A 15,474-nucleotide genomic window follows, 5' to 3' on the forward strand; every position below is an offset into this window, starting at 1 on the left:
GATCCCGGATCGGCCTGACGGCCGTCCGGGATGACAACTCGGTCTTACTCCCCGCGCACCGTCTGGATATTGCGGGCGTGGACCTCCTCATAGGGCGCGAAATAATACGCGCCGCCGCTGGCGAGGGCGTCGGCGGCGAAGGTCTTCAGGTCCTGCCCGGCCAGCGCCGGATCGGTGCGGGCGCGGACCAGCTTCTCCACATAGAGCTTCGTCGCCGCGATCAGCTCCGGGCCATAGCCGCCGGCGGCGATCACGTCGGGATCGCCATGGTTCGGCAGCAGGCGCGGATAGCCCCATGAGGCGATGCGATCGAGCTCGGCAAGATGCACCTCGAGCCGGTCGGGCTCGGCGACATAGGTGACGGTGTCCTCCAGCGTATCGCCGACCAGCAGCAGGCCAAGATCCGGCAGGCCGAGCAGCACGCCGTCATTGCTGTGGATCTCGGCATGGCGCAGTTCGACCCGCACTCCGCCGATGGTGAGGTCGAGCGGGCCCTCGAAGGTCCGCGTCGGCATGATCAGCGGGCGGATCGGCGGCGCGGCGTTCTCCATTTCCTCGCGATGGGCGATCAGCGCGCGTTCGGTCAGGACATGGGCGAGGATCTCGCAATCGGCGAACACCTCATTGCCGGCGACATGGTCGTCATGCCAGTGGCTCAGCACCACCCGCATCGAGGTGACCCCCATCTCTTCCAGCGCTTGGCGTATCAGCCGGGCATGGGTGAGCGATATGTGGGTGTCGTAGACCAGCGCCTCATGCCCATCGACCACGGCGAAAGAGGCGACGCCCAGCGCATAGGCGCCGTCGTCCAGCCAGTTCGGCTCCGCCGAATAAGCCCGCACGCCGTCGATGCGGCCATCATAGAAGGCAAGGACGTTGGCGTGCGGCCGCAGGATGCGCAGGGTGGAGCCGAGCGGAGCGAGGTCGGTCATGGCTGTATCCGGTTGGCGATGCCCAGTTCTAGACCATCCCGCGTTTCCTTCCTCAGTGAAAATGCGATAGCCAGACGGGTGTCCGTATCGCCCGAGCTTGCGAGTCGATCATGATCCCCGTCACCTCTTTCCGCGATCGCAAGGTCGCGCTGTTCGGCCTCGGCGGCTCCGGGCTCGCCACCGCCCGTGCGCTGATCGCCGGCGGCGCGGACGTGCTGGCGTGGGATGATGCCGAGGCCTCGGTCGGCAAGGCGGCGGCGGAGGGCATTCCGACCGGCGACCTGCGTGACCTCGACTGGAGCGCAGTCGCGGCGCTGGTGCTGGCGCCCGGCGTGCCGCTGACCCATCCCGTTCCGCACTGGAGCGTCGGGCTCGCCCGCAATGCCGGGGTCGAGGTGGTCGGCGACATCGAGCTGTTCTGCCGCGAGCGCCGGCTGTCGTCGCGGCGCTCGCACTTTGCCGCCATCACCGGCACCAATGGCAAGTCGACGACGACGGCGCTGCTCGCGCACCTGATGCGGGTCGGCGGGCGCGACGTGCAGATCGGCGGCAATTTCGGTCCGGCGATCCTCGGGCTGGAGCCGCCGAAGCCGGGCCGCGTCCATGTCATCGAGTGCTCGTCCTACCAGATCGACCTGGCGCCAACGCTCGATCCGTCCGTAGGCATCCTGCTCAATCTCTCACCCGACCATCTCGACCGCCATGGCACCATGGAGCACTACGCCGCGGTGAAGGAGCGGCTGATTGCCGGGGTCGAAGCCGGCGGCACCGCGGTGGTCGGCGTCGATGATGACTGGAGCGCGGCCATCGCCGACCGCGCCGAGCGGGCCGGCGGCCATGTGGTGCGCGTCTCGGTGCGCCGGCCGCTGGCCGACGGCATCTACTACGAGGGTGGCCGGCTGATCGTCGCCGAGGGCGGCGCCACGCGCTTCACTCTACCGCTTGGCGGCATCGGCTCGCTGCGCGGCGCCCACAATGCACAGAACGCCGCCGCCGCCTTCGCGAGTGCCCGCGCGCTCGGCCTCGCGCCGGAAGTCATCGCGGTGGCGATGAAGAGCTTTCCGGGCCTCGCCCATCGCATGGAAGAGGTGCGGCGCATCGGCGACGTGCTGTTCGTCAATGATTCCAAGGCGACCAATGCCGACGCCGCGGAGCGCGCGCTTTCCTCATTCGAGGAAGTGTTCTGGATCGCCGGCGGCAAGCCCAAGGCCGGCGGCATCGAGCCCCTGGCGCCCTATTTCCCGCGGGTGCGGAAGGCCTATCTGATCGGCGTCGCGGCCGAGGAATTCGCGCGCACGCTGGACGGCAAGGTGCCCTACGAAATCGTGGGTACGCTCGACGCCGCGGTGCCGGCCGCCGCGCGCGATGCCGCAGCCTCCGGGCTGAAGCACCCGGTGGTGCTGCTCTCACCAGCCTGCGCCAGCTTCGACCAGTTTCCCAATTTCGAGGTCAGGGGCGACCATTTCCGCACTCTCGTCAACGCCTCTCCTTCGGACTGAATTGCATACGAGATCTCAACCAGACCCCTGATGCCGAGTGACAAGAAGATCACAGCGCCATCTGCCTGGCCTGGGTGACGCGACTGTTGAGAGTGACCTCGGTGCAGTCGCCGGCTGGGCAACGCATCGCCACGCGTATTGAGCCTTCCAGGATGGACCGGACCGAGATGGACTCCTTCGACGAAACGATCGCGCGCAAGCAACGCAGCGAAGCGGTGTTGCGCGCAGCCGGCGTATCCATCAATCCGCATTTGCCGCTTATCGAATCCGAAGGCGAGATCTTTGTCCGCTCGCCAAGGGAGGTCGCCGAGCGGCTACTGGCGCTCAACATCGTTGCGGTGAAGGGCGAAGGCCTTGAGCAGGAGATCATCGAGCGAATCGTCGAGGAGCGCGGTATCAGGCCGCTGTTCTCACCGTTGGAACTGGTCTTCATCGACGATCCCGACCCGAGCGAGCATGATCGCCTCCAGTTCGTGTGGCGCTACGAAGCGGCTTGGGTACTGTTCTGGTCGCTGAATTTCGTCCAAGGCCCGCTGGGGCTTCCGTCCCACCTGTGCGACGTACCGATGCTTACCGAGACGGTCCGAGATAGCGCCAATCTCACGGCAAATGGCACGCGTTCGGCAAGGGAGTTGCTGGACGAGGCGGATTTGATCTACCGCTGCGCCTGGGCCATCCGTCAGGCTGGCCTCGACCGGGTAACACCTGTTGGAAGCCTTGCGCCCGGTGTGACGATGGAACGGCACTACGCGCTGAACTGGCTTATCGACCCGGACGGTTCGGATTGGGACGATGTCGATACCAGCACGTAAAGGCCTATTCGGCTTTGGCGTCTGCTGGCTCCGCTCGGACACGCTTCTTGATCGCTCCGGAGTGGACAAGGCGCGGAAAATCTCCCTTCGCCCTTAACCCCGCATCAACCCTAACTCATCGATATTTACCGAACGGGCCACGCCGCCCGCCGATAACGCTTGCCAATCCGCCACCCCGCCCTCTGCCGGAGTTTTGCGTACCATGATGTCGCGTGCCGAACGGACGGTGCTGGGCGAATGGTGGTGGACCGTTGATCGTCTGCTGCTCGGGGCGCTCGCCGCGCTGATGGTCACCGGAATCGTGCTGGCGCTCGCCGCCAGTCCGCCGGTCGCGGCGCGCCTCGGCATCGCCGATCCGTTCCATTTCGTGAACCGCCAGGTGATCTTCCTGATCCCGGCGCTATTCGTGCTAATCGGCACCTCGTTCCTGTCCCCGCGCGCGATCAGGCGCCTCTCGCTGGTGCTGTTCCTGGTGTTCCTGGCGATGCTATTCGCCACGCTGGTCATGGGCGCCGAGGTCAAGGGCTCGCGGCGCTGGATCACGCTTGCCGGCATGACCATCCAGCCCTCGGAATTCCTCAAGCCCAGCTTTGTCATTATCGCCGCCTGGCTGTTCTCGGAGAGCGTGCGGCGGCCGGAAATGCCGGGCCAGGTGCTGGCCTTCGGCCTGCTCGGCGTCGTCATCACGCCTTTGGTGCTGCAGCCGGACTTCGGCCAGACCATGCTGGTCTCGCTGGTGTGGGGCAGCCTGTTCTTTCTTGCCGGGCTGCGCATCATCTGGGTGGTGGGGCTGGGCGGCGTCGGCGCGCTCGGCCTGTTCGCGGCCTATACGATGGTGCCGCACGTTACCCAGCGCATCGATCGCTTCCTCAATCCGGATTCCGGCGACACCTACCAGATCGACCTCGCCATCGACAGTTTCCTGCATGGTGGCTGGTTCGGGCAGGGGCCTGGCGAGGGCACCTTCAAGCGGATATTGCCGGACGGCCATACCGACTTCATCTTCGCGGTGGCCGGCGAGGAGTTCGGCGCCATCCTGTGCCTGATGCTGGTCGGGCTGTTCGCCTTCATCGTGCTCCGGGCGCTGTTCCACGCCATGGAGAACGAGGACCCGTTCATCCGCTTCGCGGTCTCCGGCCTCGCCATGCTGTTCGGCCTGCAATCGGCCATCAACATGATGGTCAATCTGCACCTGATGCCGGCCAAGGGCATGACGCTGCCTTTCGTCTCCTATGGCGGCTCCTCGCTTCTGTCGCTGGCTTATGGCATGGGCATGCTGATCGCGCTAACGCGCCGGCGCCCGAAGAGTGCGACGCTCGCCGAGCTCGAACGCCTCGGTACCAGGCTCGGGGCCAAGCCTGCCTGATGCGGAGCCCGCCTGACGTGACGCCCTGAACGGAACCGCCATGAGCCTCGACCAGCCCACCGCCGAGAAGCCCCAGGCCGATACGCCTCAGACCGGGGCGCCCATCGTGCTGATCGCCGCCGGTGGCACCGGCGGCCATCTGTTTCCAGCCGAGGCACTGGCCGGCGCGCTCAGCGCGCGCGGCATACTGGTCGACCTTGCCACCGACGAGCGCGCGGCGCGCTATGCCGGGCAATTCCCGGCGCGCAAGCTGCACGTGTTGCCGGCCGACACCGTGCGCGGGCGCTCGCCCATGGCATTGTTCCGCACCGCCATCGCGCTCGGCACCGGCGTCGGCATGGGCCTCAAGCTGATGCGGCACCTCAAGCCGGCCGCGGTGATCGGCTTCGGCGGCTATCCCACTGTGCCGCCGCTGATGGCAGGGGCGCTGGCGCGCCGTCCCACCCTCATCCACGAGGCGAACGGGGTGATGGGCCGGGCCAATGCGCTGCTGGCGCCGTATGTCACCGCCATCGCCACCGGCTATCCCGGCATATGCGACGGCAATCCCCGCCTCAAGGCCAAGGCCTACCACACCGGCAATCCGGTGCGGCCCGCGGTGCGCGAAGCGGCAGGCCTGTCGTTCAAGGCGCCGCAGGCCGGCGAGCCGTTCGAACTGCTGGTGTTCGGCGGCAGCCAGGGCGCCCGCATCATGAGCGAGATCGTGCCTGCTGCCTTCGAATGGCTGCAGCCGGAAGTGCGGGCGCGGCTGCGGGTTACCCAGCAGAGCCGGCCGGAGGACATCGACCTGGTCCGCGCCACCTATGCGCGGCTCGGCGTCGCCTGCGAGCTGGCACCGTTCTTCAAGGACCTGCCGGCGCGCATGGCGAAAGCGCACCTCGTGGTCGGCCGCTCCGGCGCCTCGACCGTGGCCGAGCTCGCCGTCATCGGCCGCCCCTCGGTGCTGGTGCCGCTGCCGCATGCGCTCGACCAGGACCAGCTTGCCAACGCCACCGCGATCGCCAATGCCGGCGGCGCGCTGCTGATGCCGCAGGACGAGTTCACCCCGCAGCACTTCGCCGAGGAACTGACCCGCCTCGCCAACCGGCCGGACCAGCTTGCCGCCATGGCCGAGGCAGCCAAGGCGATGGGCCGGGCGGACGCGGCGGAGCGGCTCGCCGACCTCGTCATCCGCATCGCCAGAATTACCGTCTAGGGGGCTGGGGATGACGCGGCGGCACGGCTCGTCTATTCCTCCGCAGTTCCAGCGGGTCGGCGCCCGCCGCCTTTAGGATCACGCGCGCATGAAGCTTCCGCTGTCACTCGGCCCCATCCATTTCGTCGGCATCGGCGGCATCGGCATGAGCGGCATTGCCGAGGTGCTGCACAATCTCGGCTATACGGTGCAGGGCTCCGACGTCGCCGAGAGCGCCAATGTAAAGCGCCTCACCGAGAAGGGCATCGCGGTCCGCATCGGCCACACCGCCGAGAATCTCGACGGTGCCGAGGTGCTGGTGGTCTCATCCGCCATCAAGCGCGACAATCCTGAGCTTGTGGCCGCGCGGGCCAAGCGCCTGCCGGTGGTGCGGCGCGCCGAGATGCTGGCCGAGCTGATGCGGCTGAAGAGCTGCGTCGCCATCGCCGGCACCCACGGCAAGACCACCACCACCTCGCTGGTGGCGACGCTGGTCGATGCCGGCGGGCTCGACCCGACCGTCATCAATGGCGGCATCATCAATGCCTATGGCACCAATGCCCGGCTCGGCGGCGGCAACTGGATGGTGGTGGAGGCCGACGAGAGCGACGGCACCTTCTTGAAGCTGCCCGCCGAGGTCGCCATCGTCACCAATATCGATCCCGAGCACCTCGACCACTTCAAGACCTTCGATGCGGTGAAGGACGCCTTCCGCGCCTTCGTCGAGAATGTGCCGTTCTACGGTTTCGCGGTGATGTGCACCGACCATCCGGTGGTGCAGGCCCTGGTCGGGCGCGTCGAGGATCGCCGCGTCATCACCTATGGCGCCAACCCGCAGGCCGATGTGCGCATCACCGACATCGACCTGCGCGGCGGGCAATGCAAGTTCAGCGTGCTGTTCCGCGACCGCGACGGCGCGGTGGTGCACGAGTTGCGCGACCTGGTGCTGCCGATGCCCGGCCACCACAATGCGCTGAACGCCACCGCGGCGGTCGCGGTGGCACGCGAGCTCGGCATTCCCGACGAGCGGATCCGCTCGGCGCTGGCCGGCTTCGGCGGGGTGAAGCGGCGCTTTACCCGCACCGGCACCTGGAACGGCGTCACCATCTTCGACGATTACGGCCACCACCCGGTGGAGATCGCCGCCGTGCTGCGCGCGGCACGGGCCTCGACCGAGGGGCAGGTGATCGCGGTGGTCCAGCCGCACCGCTACACGCGGCTGCAATCGCTGTTCGACCAGTTTGCCACCTGCTTCAACGATGCCGACCACGTCATCGTCGCCGAGGTCTATGCCGCCGGCGAGACGCCGATCCCGGGGATCGACCGCGACCATCTGGTCGACGCGCTGCGCGCCCGCGGCCACCGCTCGGTGATCGCGCTGCCGGGGCCCGATGCGCTGGCCGGCCTGGTGAAGGGCCTCGCCAGGCCCGACGACTATGTGGTCTGCCTCGGCGCCGGGAACATCACGCAGTGGGCCTACGCGCTGCCCGAGCAACTGGCGAAAGCTGAGGCCTGAGGAGAGTCGTGCTAACTTTGTTGGGATGTCGATGTCGCGCGACCAACTGATCCGGTCTCTCTCGACCCTCGAGCCTCGGCTGCGAGCGGAGGGTGTGACGCGGCTGGCGCTGTTCGGCTCACGCGCCCGTGGCGACAATCGTCCGGACAGCGATATCGACGTTGCCATTGACGTTGCGCCTAATTCCCGGTTCTCGCTGATCGACCTCGTCAGCGTGGCCCAAGAGATCGAAGATGAGACCGGGCTTCCCGCAAACATCTTCATGAGGCGTAGCCTCGACGAAGGCTTCAAGCGGACGCTGGAACGTGACGCCATCGAGATTTTCCAATGAGCGAGCGTTCGATCTTTCGTCTTGAAGATATGAAACAGAGCATCGGCAACATCCGTGCCCTGCTCGACGGTCGATCATTCGATACGATGCGCACCGACGCGGTAACGCGGGCGGCCTTTGAGAGATTCTTGGAAATCCTCAGCGAAGCATCAAGACATGTTCCTTCCGAATGGAAGGACTCCGTGGCGCCGAACATTCCGTGGAGACAGATTGCAGACCTAGGTAATCACATCAGGCATGCTTACAACAAGCTCGATGCCGAAATATTGTGGAATATCTACGAAACTGATCTCGATGCCTTAGAGATTGCTGTTGAAAGCATGCTGCAGCAATACCGATCAGGCTCGTGATCGTATCAGGTGGTTGCAGTTTATCTCCATGACTTTCCCCGATCTCATCCCCCAGCTCTCCGCCCTCATGCCCGCCTTGCGCGGGCGGATGATCGCGAATCAGCCATTGGCCGAGCTCACCTGGTTCCGGGTCGGCGGACCGGCGCAAATCCTGTTCTCGCCGGCCGACGAGGACGACCTCGCCTATTTCCTCGCGCATCTGCCGGCGGACATCGCGGTCACCGTGGTCGGCCTCGGCTCCAACCTCATCGTTCGTGACGGCGGGGTCGAGGGCGTGGTGATCCGGCTCGGGCGCGGCTTCAACGAGATTACGGTCGAGGACGGTCACAAGCTGCGGGTCGGCACCGCGGTGCCCGACGTGCGGGTCGCCAAGGCGGCGGCGGATGCCGGCATCGATGGCCTCGCCTTCTATCGCGGCATTCCTGGCGGCATTGGTGGCGCCCTGCGCATGAATGCCGGTGCGCACCATGGCGAGACCAAGGACTGCCTGATCGAGGCGCGGGCGGTGGACCGCACTGGGGCGCGCCATGTGCTGGCGAACGGCGATTTCGGTTTCCACTACCGCCATTCCGGCGCGCCGGCGGACTTCATCTTCACCTCGGCGCTCTATCAGGGCCGGCCGGGCGAGCCCGCCGCCATCCTCGCGGAGATGGACCGGATCACCGCGGCGCGCGAAGCCTCGCAGCCGATCCGCGAGAAGACCGGCGGCTCCACCTTCAAGAACCCGCCCGGCAACAAGGCCTGGCAACTGGTCGATGCCGCCGGCTGCCGCGGGCTCAAGGTCGGCGCGGCGCAGGTGTCGGAGATGCACTGCAACTTCCTGATCAATACCGGCGGCGCCACGGCGGCCGAGATCGAGGGGCTCGGCGAGGAGGTGCGCCGCCGGGTGAAGCAGAATTCCGGCGTCGAGCTGGAATGGGAGATCAAGCGGATCGGCGTGCCGCTGTCCTGAAGGCGCGACCCGGGGAGAAAGCCATGTCGAAGCATGTCGCCGTCCTGATGGGCGGCTGGTCGGCCGAACGCGAGGTGTCGCTGCGCTCGGGTGCGGCCTGCGCCGCGGCGCTGGACAGCCTCGGTGCCGGCTACCGCATCACCCAGATCGATGTCGGTCGCGACATTGCCGAGGTGCTGGGCCGCCTCAAGCCCGATGTGGCGCTGAACCTGCTGCATGGCCGGCCTGGCGAAGACGGCATGATGCAGAGCGTGCTGGAGATCCTGCAGATCCCGTATTCGCATTCGGGGGTGCTTGCCTCGGCGCTCGCCATGGACAAGGTGCAGGCCAAGATCATCATGGCCGCCCATGGCGTCCCGGTGGCGGAGGGGCGGTCGGTGTCGCGCTTCGAGGCGGCGAGGGAGCACGCGCTGCCGCGCCCCTATGTGCTGAAGCCCGTTGCGGAAGGCTCCTCGGTCGGCGTCTTCATCGTGCGGGAGGACATGGATCATCCTCCGCAAGAGTTAACGCGTCCCGACTGGACGCACGGTGATTTGCTTCTTGCCGAGCGTTATATCCCCGGATTGGAGCTGACCTGCGCCGTCATGGGCGATGTCCCGCTCGGCGTCATAGAAATTCAATCCGACCTAAGGTTCTATGATTACGAGGCAAAATACGCCCCGGGCGGTTCGCGCCACATTCTGCCTGCTAAAATTTTACCTAATATTTACCAAAAGGTCCGGATGCTGTCCCTCACGGCGCACCGCGCGCTCGGCTGTCGGGGGATCAGCAGGTCGGATTTCCGCTACGACGACCGGACCGGAGACGAATCCGGCCTGGTCTGTCTGGAGGTCAACACGCAACCCGGGATGACCGAGACGTCGCTCGTGCCAGAGCTGGCGGCCCATGCGGGCCATTCGTTCGGCGAGCTAGTGAGATGGATGGTGGAGGACGCATCGCTCGACCGCTGACCCCCCGGCAGACGCCGGCAGGGGGAGGGGCGGGCGCATCCTCGGAGTTCGAGGCGCGTGCGCGCGCCGCCCAGCGCCGCTCGGCGCGGCCTGCGGCCGTGCGGCGGGGTGATGGCGGCGTGCGGTTGCCGGCGCGGCTGGTGATCGGTGCCAAGCGGCTGATGGTGAGCCTGTCCGGCTCCTATCTCACCGATGGCGGCGGCAAGTGGCTGCTCGCCGCTTTCCTTGCCGCGACCGGAATCTACGGCGCCTACCAGGGCGGCCGCCTCCCGGCGGTGATGGAATCCGGCCGCGATGTGGCGGACGTTGCCGCCAACATCGCCGGCTTCAAGATCAAGACCATCAATCTGTCCGGCCAGAATCACGTCACCCCTAGCGAGATTCTCGCCACCGCCGGCATCAAGCCGACCTCCTCGCTGCCGTTCCTCGACGCCGAACTGGCGCGCACCCGGCTGGAAGAACTGGCCTGGATCAAGCGCGCCACGGTGCAGAAGCTCTATCCCGACCGCCTCGACATCCAGCTGGTCGAGCGCGAGGGCTTCGCGCTCTGGCAGAAGGACGGCAAGATCAATGTCATCGCCCGCGACGGCACGGTGATCGCGCCCTATTCCGACGATCCGCGCTATGTGAGCCTGCCTATCGTCGTCGGCGACGGTGCGCAGAAGCATGTCGTCGAGATCGTCGAGGCGCTACAACAGGTGCCTGGCGTACGCGGCCAGGTGCGCGCGGCGATTCGCGTCGCCAACCGCCGCTGGACGCTGAAGATGCGCAACGGCATCGACGTGCGCTTGCCCGAGAAGGGCGTCGACGACAGCCTGGCGCAGCTCGCCATGCTCGACCGCGACAAGCAGATCCTAACCCGGGACATTACCGTGATCGATCTGCGCCTGCCGGACCGGGTTTCGGTCCGCCTCTCCGACGCCGCCTATGAAGCGCGCCAGGCCGACCTCAAGGCAAAGGCCAAGGCCGCCAAGAAGGGGGGCAATACATGAGGCCCCGCCGCGCGTTCGAAGTCGCCCCGAAGATGCGCCCATTGCCGGCCCGCCGTACCAGCGTGGTCGGCGTGCTCGATATCGGCACGTCGAAGATCGTCTGCCTGATCGCCCGGCTGAAGCCGCGCGACGCCAGCGACATGCTGCGCCGTCGCACCCACACGGTGGAGATCCTCGGCATCGGCCACACCCGCGCCCATGGCATGAAGGGCGGCGCCGTGGTCGACATGGACCGCGCCGAGCAGGCGATTCGCCACGCGGTGGATGCTGCCGAGCGCATGGCCGGCATGCAGATCGCCTCGGTGGTGGTTTCCATCGCCGGCGGGCGGCTCGCCTCCGAGCATTACGTCGCCGAAGTCGACCTGCCGGAGCCGGCGGTCGCCGAGGGCGACATCCGGCGCGTGCTCGACGCCGCCTCCACCTTCGCGGTCGGCGATGGCCGGGCGGTGATGCACGCGCTCCCGGTCGGCTACAAGATCGATGCGGTGAGCGGCATCAGCGAGCCGCGCGGCATGCTGGGGCGCCAGCTCGGCGTCGACCTGCATGTCGTCACCGGCGACGTCTCCGCGGTGCGCAACCTGCTGCTCTGCATCGAGCGCTGCCATCTCGGTGTCGAGGCGATGGTCGCGGCGCCCTATGCCGCCGCGCTCTCCACCCTCACCGACGACGAGGCCGAACTCGGCGTGACGCTGATCGACCTCGGCGCCGGCACCACCACCGTCTCGGTGGTCGCCAACGGCCATTTCGTCCATGTCGACGGCATCGCGGTCGGCGGCCAGCACATCACCAATGATGTGGCGCGCGGTCTTTCCACCCGCGTCGCCGATGCCGAGCGGCTGAAGGTGCTGCATGGCGGCGTCACCGCCATCGGCTCCGACGAGCGCGAGATGCTCACCGTCCCCTCGATTTCGGACGACGAGCGCGACCTGCCGCAGGCGATGCCGAAATCGAAGCTGGTGCGCATCATCCGCCCGCGCGTCGAGGAGATCGTGGAACTGGTGCGCGATCGCCTGGTCGCCTCCGGCCATGCCGCGGACGCGGGCCGGCGCATCGTGCTCACCGGCGGCGCCTCGCAACTTACCGGTCTTGCCGAGATCGTCGGCCAGATCCTTGGCCCGCAGGTGCGCATCGGCCGCCCGCTCGGCATTTCCCGCCTGCCGGAGGCGGCGCGCGGCGCGCCGTTCGCGGTAGCGGCGGGCCTTCTGGTTTATCCGCAAGTCGCCGGCCTCGAGCATTTCGAGGCAGGGCGACGCCGCGCCGGCGATGCGGGCGCGGACGGCTACTTCTCGCGCGTCGGGCACTGGCTACGGGAGGCCTTCTGACGTGAACCACTCCAGCCGCGCCGGCGGAACCGGCACTACAGGGAACGAGACGGGTCTTGGGCCCGCCGGCGTAAAGGGACGATAGCGATGACGATCAATCTCCAGATGCCTGATATCCGTGAACTGCGTCCTCGCATCACCGTCTTCGGTGTGGGTGGCGCCGGCAGCAACGCCGTGAACAACATGATCACGGCAGGCCTGTCGGGGGTCGACTTCGTCGTCGCCAACACCGACGCGCAGGCGCTCACCCTGTCCAAGGCCGAGCGCATCGTGCAGATGGGCGTCGCGGTGACGGAAGGCCTCGGCGCCGGCTCGCAGCCGGAAGTCGGCCGCGCCGCCGCCGAAGAGGCGCTCGACGAGATCCGCGATCACCTCGCCGGCGCCCACATGGTGTTCATCACCGCGGGCATGGGCGGGGGCACCGGCACCGGAGCTGCTCCCGTCATCGCTCGCGCGGCCCGCGAGCTCGGCATCCTCACCGTCGGCGTCGTCACCAAGCCCTTCCACTTCGAGGGCCAGCGCCGCATGCGCATCGGCGAGATGGGCATCGGCGAGCTCCAGAAGGGCGTCGACACCCTGATCGTCATCCCCAACCAGAACCTGTTCCGGGTGGCGAACGAGCGGACCACCTTCGCCGATGCGTTCGCCATGGCGGACCAGGTGCTGTATTCCGGCGTCGCCTGCATCACCGACCTGATGGTGAAGGAAGGCCTCATCAACCTCGACTTCGCCGACGTCCGCGCCGTGATGCGCGAGATGGGCAAGGCGATGATGGGCACCGGCGAAGCCTCAGGCGACAAGCGCGCGCTGCACGCCGCCGAAGCTGCGATCGCCAACCCGCTGCTCGACGAAGTCTCGATGCGCGGCGCCCGCGGCCTGCTGATCTCCATCACCGGCGGCAAGGACCTGACGCTGTTCGAAGTGGACGAGGCGGCGACCCGCATCCGCGAGGAAGTCGATCCGGACGCCAACATCATCCTCGGCGCAACCTTCGACGAGACGCTGGAAGGTCTGATCCGCGTGTCCGTGGTCGCCACCGGAATCGACCCGGCGGTGATCCCCGAGCAGATCCCGCACGGCCTGTCCAACCTCGCCGATATCGGCGGGCGCCGGGTCTCCAATGCCGGCCGCGCCGCGGTCGAGGCGCGCCGCGATGCGGCGCTGCGCTCGGTCGCCTCGGCGCTGGCCGACGACTACGCCGGCAATGAGAGCTTCGAGCCGACCTTCGCCCAGCCTTCGCGCGGCGAGCATGTCTATGCCACCGAGGCCCACCACCAGGCACCGGCCCAGCAGTACGCGCAGGCGGCGATCGACGACGTCACCATCCGCCAGCAGGCTCCCAAGCCCGCGCTCTATGTCGAGCCCGAGCAGCAGGCGGCGCCCGCGCACTACGAGGATGATTCGCACCAGCCCTTCATCCCGCCGCAGGCCGAGCGCACCGACAGCCGCGTGCCGCGCATGCCGCGCGTCGACGAGCTGCCGATGCCGGCGCAGAACCAGATTCGCGCCGCTCGCGGTGAACTGCCGGATCATGCGCAGCATGCCGAGAAGAAGCGGATGACCCTGCTCCAGCGCCTCGCCAATGTCGGCCTCGGCCGTCGCGAGGACGAGGAGGAGGTCGATCCGCCGGCCGAGTTGCGCCCGATGGTGCGCCGCGCGCCGCAGCAGCAGGCTCCCGCCCATCCGGAGGCTCGCCCGCTCGCCGACATGCGTCCCGAGGCCGGTTCGGAATTCGCCAAGCGCCCGCAGGGCGCGCGGATGGACCAGCATGGCCGCCCGGTGGCGGCCCGCCCGGCCGAGGACGATCATCTCGACATCCCGGCCTTCCTGCGTCGCCAGGGCTAAAACCCGTCGCGACCTGAAACATGGCGTAACAAAGCCGCCGAGATGACCAAACGCCCGGAGCTTGCTCCGGGCGTAACTTATTGTAAACGCTTGGTTAGTATTATTTGTGTGTTATTTGGGCAACGGATACAGACGGTAAACAACCGTGATTTGGCCCGAAACCACCCCATCGGTAACGTGCTGACAACAACAAGTCGCAGGCGGTGATTCGGTTCCGACACTGAAATCCTGCGGCTCAAAGATGATGGTTACGGGGCAGTTTTGGGGAGAGAGCGGAACGCCGCGGAGACGCGTCGTGTCGTTCTTCTGGGTCTGGAATGAATGCTGTAAGGCAGACGACGATCGCTGATAGCGTCGCACTCGCGGGCGTTGGCGTCCACTCCGGCAAGGCTGCCCGCCTCAGCATCGCCCCCGCACCGGCGGATACCGGCATCCTCTTCCGCCGTTCCGACTCCTCCCAGTCCGTCCGCGCCTCGCACCGCGCCGTCCGCGGCAGCGACCTCGCCACCGTGCTGCGCGATGAAGCCGGTCCTGCCGTCTCCACTGTCGAGCATCTGCTGGCCTGCTTCTCCGGCCTCGGTATCGACAACGCCCTCGTCGAGATCGACGGGCCGGAAGTGCCGATCCTCGACGGCAGCGCCGAAGCCTTCGTCTCCGCCTGCGACGAGGCTGGGATCGTCGAAACCAATCGCGCCCGCCGCTATCTCAAGGTGCTCAAGCCGGTGCGGGTCGAGACCGAGCAGGGCTTCGGCGAACTTTCGCCCTACGATGCCGGCTTCCGCGTCGAGATCGAGATCGACTTCACCCACGCCGCCATCGGCCGCCAGCGCTACGCCGCGACGCTCACCCCGTCGGTGTTCCGCAAGGAACTGGCCCGCGCCCGCACTTTCGGCTTCATGCGCGATGTCGAGAAGCTCTGGCAGGCCGGCTACGCGCTCGGTGCCTCGCTCGACAACACCATCTGCCTCGATGACGAGCGCGTGGTGAATGAGAATGGCCTTCGCTACGCCGACGAGTTCGTGCGCCACAAGGCACTCGATGCGGTCGGCGACCTCGCGCTCGGCGGCATGCCGATGATGGCGCGCTACCGCTCGTATCGTGGCGGCCACCGGCTGAACTTCGCCGTGGTCGATGCCCTGCTCGCCGACCGCTCGGCCTATGAGATCGTCGAGGCCCGGCTGCCCGCCCGCCGCAATCTGCGCGGCCATGCCGGCTTCGGTGTCGCGGTGGCGGTGCCGGCCTACGCACCGGAACTGTGAGGGCGGCCTCGGCGCCGCGCGCCAGGCTGGCCGATCGGCAACACCTCGGCGCTTCCACCACATGCCTGGCGGCTCTCGCCTTATTCCCGACCGAAAGCCGCTTTAGCCGCTCTATCCGGGGTTTCGCACAGATGGTTATTCATCGTGCGCGGCGAACAGCTCGGGAGCGGGGCA

14 protein-coding genes are annotated in these 15,474 nt (G+C 67.3%); 13 read left to right on the plus strand and 1 reads right to left on the minus strand.

From position 1 onward, the window contains the following. Positions 1 to 44 precede the first annotated feature (44 nt). Positions 45 to 932 carry an MBL fold metallo-hydrolase gene (locus tag G3545_RS23890; protein WP_170016349.1) on the minus strand — a complete coding sequence of 296 codons (888 nt, stop codon included), beginning with the start codon at positions 930 to 932 and terminating at the stop codon, positions 45 to 47. A gap of 110 nt (positions 933 to 1,042) precedes the next feature. On the opposite strand from G3545_RS23890, the gene murD reads away from it, so the two are divergent. From murD to lpxC, 13 genes are all read left to right on the plus strand, one after another. Next, positions 1,043 to 2,431, plus strand: coding sequence for a UDP-N-acetylmuramoyl-L-alanine--D-glutamate ligase (gene murD, locus G3545_RS23895; protein ID WP_170016351.1), 1,389 nt, complete (start codon positions 1,043 to 1,045; stop codon positions 2,429 to 2,431). A gap of 167 nt (positions 2,432 to 2,598) precedes the next feature. Further along, positions 2,599 to 3,243 carry a DUF4272 domain-containing protein gene (locus G3545_RS23900; RefSeq protein WP_170016353.1) on the plus strand — a complete coding sequence of 215 codons (645 nt, stop codon included), beginning with the start codon at positions 2,599 to 2,601 and terminating at the stop codon, positions 3,241 to 3,243. A 202-nt stretch (positions 3,244 to 3,445) separates the two neighbouring features. Further along, complete coding sequence (gene ftsW, locus G3545_RS23905) at positions 3,446 to 4,609, plus strand: putative lipid II flippase FtsW (protein WP_170016355.1); 1,164 nt, start codon at positions 3,446 to 3,448, stop codon at positions 4,607 to 4,609. 40 nt (positions 4,610 to 4,649) lie between these two features. Then, entirely contained in the window at positions 4,650 to 5,804 is a 1,155-nt protein-coding gene (murG, locus tag G3545_RS23910) for an undecaprenyldiphospho-muramoylpentapeptide beta-N-acetylglucosaminyltransferase (RefSeq protein WP_170016357.1), read from the plus strand. Between the two features lie 88 nt (positions 5,805 to 5,892). Further along, positions 5,893 to 7,299: a UDP-N-acetylmuramate--L-alanine ligase gene (gene murC / locus G3545_RS23915; protein ID WP_170016359.1), complete on the plus strand. Its 1,407-nt coding sequence runs from the start codon at positions 5,893 to 5,895 to the stop codon at positions 7,297 to 7,299. A gap of 31 nt (positions 7,300 to 7,330) precedes the next feature. Beyond that, positions 7,331 to 7,630, plus strand: coding sequence for a nucleotidyltransferase domain-containing protein (locus tag G3545_RS23920; protein WP_246702550.1), 300 nt, complete (start codon positions 7,331 to 7,333; stop codon positions 7,628 to 7,630). Beyond that, complete coding sequence (locus G3545_RS23925) at positions 7,627 to 7,980, plus strand: HepT-like ribonuclease domain-containing protein (protein ID WP_170016363.1); 354 nt, start codon at positions 7,627 to 7,629, stop codon at positions 7,978 to 7,980. The genes G3545_RS23920 and G3545_RS23925 overlap by 4 nt, the downstream gene beginning before the upstream one ends. 28 nt (positions 7,981 to 8,008) lie before the next feature. Then, positions 8,009 to 8,932, plus strand: coding sequence for a UDP-N-acetylmuramate dehydrogenase (gene murB, locus G3545_RS23930; RefSeq protein WP_170016365.1), 924 nt, complete (start codon positions 8,009 to 8,011; stop codon positions 8,930 to 8,932). Positions 8,933 to 8,955: 23 nt separating this feature from the next. Further along, the gene (locus tag G3545_RS23935) at positions 8,956 to 9,882 is read left to right on the plus strand and encodes a D-alanine--D-alanine ligase (RefSeq protein WP_170016366.1); all 927 of its coding nucleotides are present in this window, start codon (positions 8,956 to 8,958) and stop codon (positions 9,880 to 9,882) included. Between the two features lie 119 nt (positions 9,883 to 10,001). Beyond that, positions 10,002 to 10,874: a cell division protein FtsQ/DivIB gene (locus G3545_RS23940; RefSeq protein WP_246702551.1), complete on the plus strand. Its 873-nt coding sequence runs from the start codon at positions 10,002 to 10,004 to the stop codon at positions 10,872 to 10,874. After that, positions 10,871 to 12,196 carry a cell division protein FtsA gene (gene ftsA / locus G3545_RS23945; protein ID WP_246702552.1) on the plus strand — a complete coding sequence of 442 codons (1,326 nt, stop codon included), beginning with the start codon at positions 10,871 to 10,873 and terminating at the stop codon, positions 12,194 to 12,196. The genes G3545_RS23940 and ftsA overlap by 4 nt, the downstream gene beginning before the upstream one ends. A gap of 87 nt (positions 12,197 to 12,283) precedes the next feature. Then, complete coding sequence (gene ftsZ, locus G3545_RS23950) at positions 12,284 to 14,041, plus strand: cell division protein FtsZ (RefSeq protein ID WP_170016369.1); 1,758 nt, start codon at positions 12,284 to 12,286, stop codon at positions 14,039 to 14,041. Positions 14,042 to 14,358: 317 nt separating this feature from the next. Beyond that, positions 14,359 to 15,300, plus strand: coding sequence for a UDP-3-O-acyl-N-acetylglucosamine deacetylase (gene lpxC / locus G3545_RS23955; protein ID WP_170016370.1), 942 nt, complete (start codon positions 14,359 to 14,361; stop codon positions 15,298 to 15,300). The last annotated feature ends 174 nt before the right edge of the window (positions 15,301 to 15,474 follow it).

Origin of the sequence: Starkeya sp. ORNL1, assembly GCF_012971745.1 — a bacterium.
Taxonomy (GTDB): Bacteria; Pseudomonadota; Alphaproteobacteria; order Rhizobiales; family Xanthobacteraceae; genus Ancylobacter.

Bases quoted from the DNA above. Each gene is read 5' to 3' on its own strand.
- G3545_RS23935 (WP_170016366.1), top strand. From the start codon at position 8,956: ATGTCGAAGCATGTCGCCGTCCTGATGGGCGGCTGGTCGGCCGAACGC.
- lpxC (WP_170016370.1), top strand. From the start codon at position 14,359: ATGAATGCTGTAAGGCAGACGACGATCGCTGATAGCGTCGCACTCGCG.
- G3545_RS23890 (WP_170016349.1), bottom strand. From the start codon at position 932: ATGACCGACCTCGCTCCGCTCGGCTCCACCCTGCGCATCCTGCGGCCG.
- murD (WP_170016351.1), top strand. From the start codon at position 1,043: ATGATCCCCGTCACCTCTTTCCGCGATCGCAAGGTCGCGCTGTTCGGC.
- murB (WP_170016365.1), top strand. From the start codon at position 8,009: ATGACTTTCCCCGATCTCATCCCCCAGCTCTCCGCCCTCATGCCCGCC.
- murC (WP_170016359.1), top strand. From the start codon at position 5,893: ATGAAGCTTCCGCTGTCACTCGGCCCCATCCATTTCGTCGGCATCGGC.
- ftsA (WP_246702552.1), top strand. From the start codon at position 10,871: ATGAGGCCCCGCCGCGCGTTCGAAGTCGCCCCGAAGATGCGCCCATTG.
- murG (WP_170016357.1), top strand. From the start codon at position 4,650: ATGAGCCTCGACCAGCCCACCGCCGAGAAGCCCCAGGCCGATACGCCT.
- G3545_RS23900 (WP_170016353.1), top strand. From the start codon at position 2,599: ATGGACTCCTTCGACGAAACGATCGCGCGCAAGCAACGCAGCGAAGCG.
- ftsW (WP_170016355.1), top strand. From the start codon at position 3,446: ATGATGTCGCGTGCCGAACGGACGGTGCTGGGCGAATGGTGGTGGACC.
- ftsZ (WP_170016369.1), top strand. From the start codon at position 12,284: ATGACGATCAATCTCCAGATGCCTGATATCCGTGAACTGCGTCCTCGC.
- G3545_RS23920 (WP_246702550.1), top strand. From the start codon at position 7,331: ATGTCGCGCGACCAACTGATCCGGTCTCTCTCGACCCTCGAGCCTCGG.
- G3545_RS23925 (WP_170016363.1), top strand. From the start codon at position 7,627: ATGAGCGAGCGTTCGATCTTTCGTCTTGAAGATATGAAACAGAGCATC.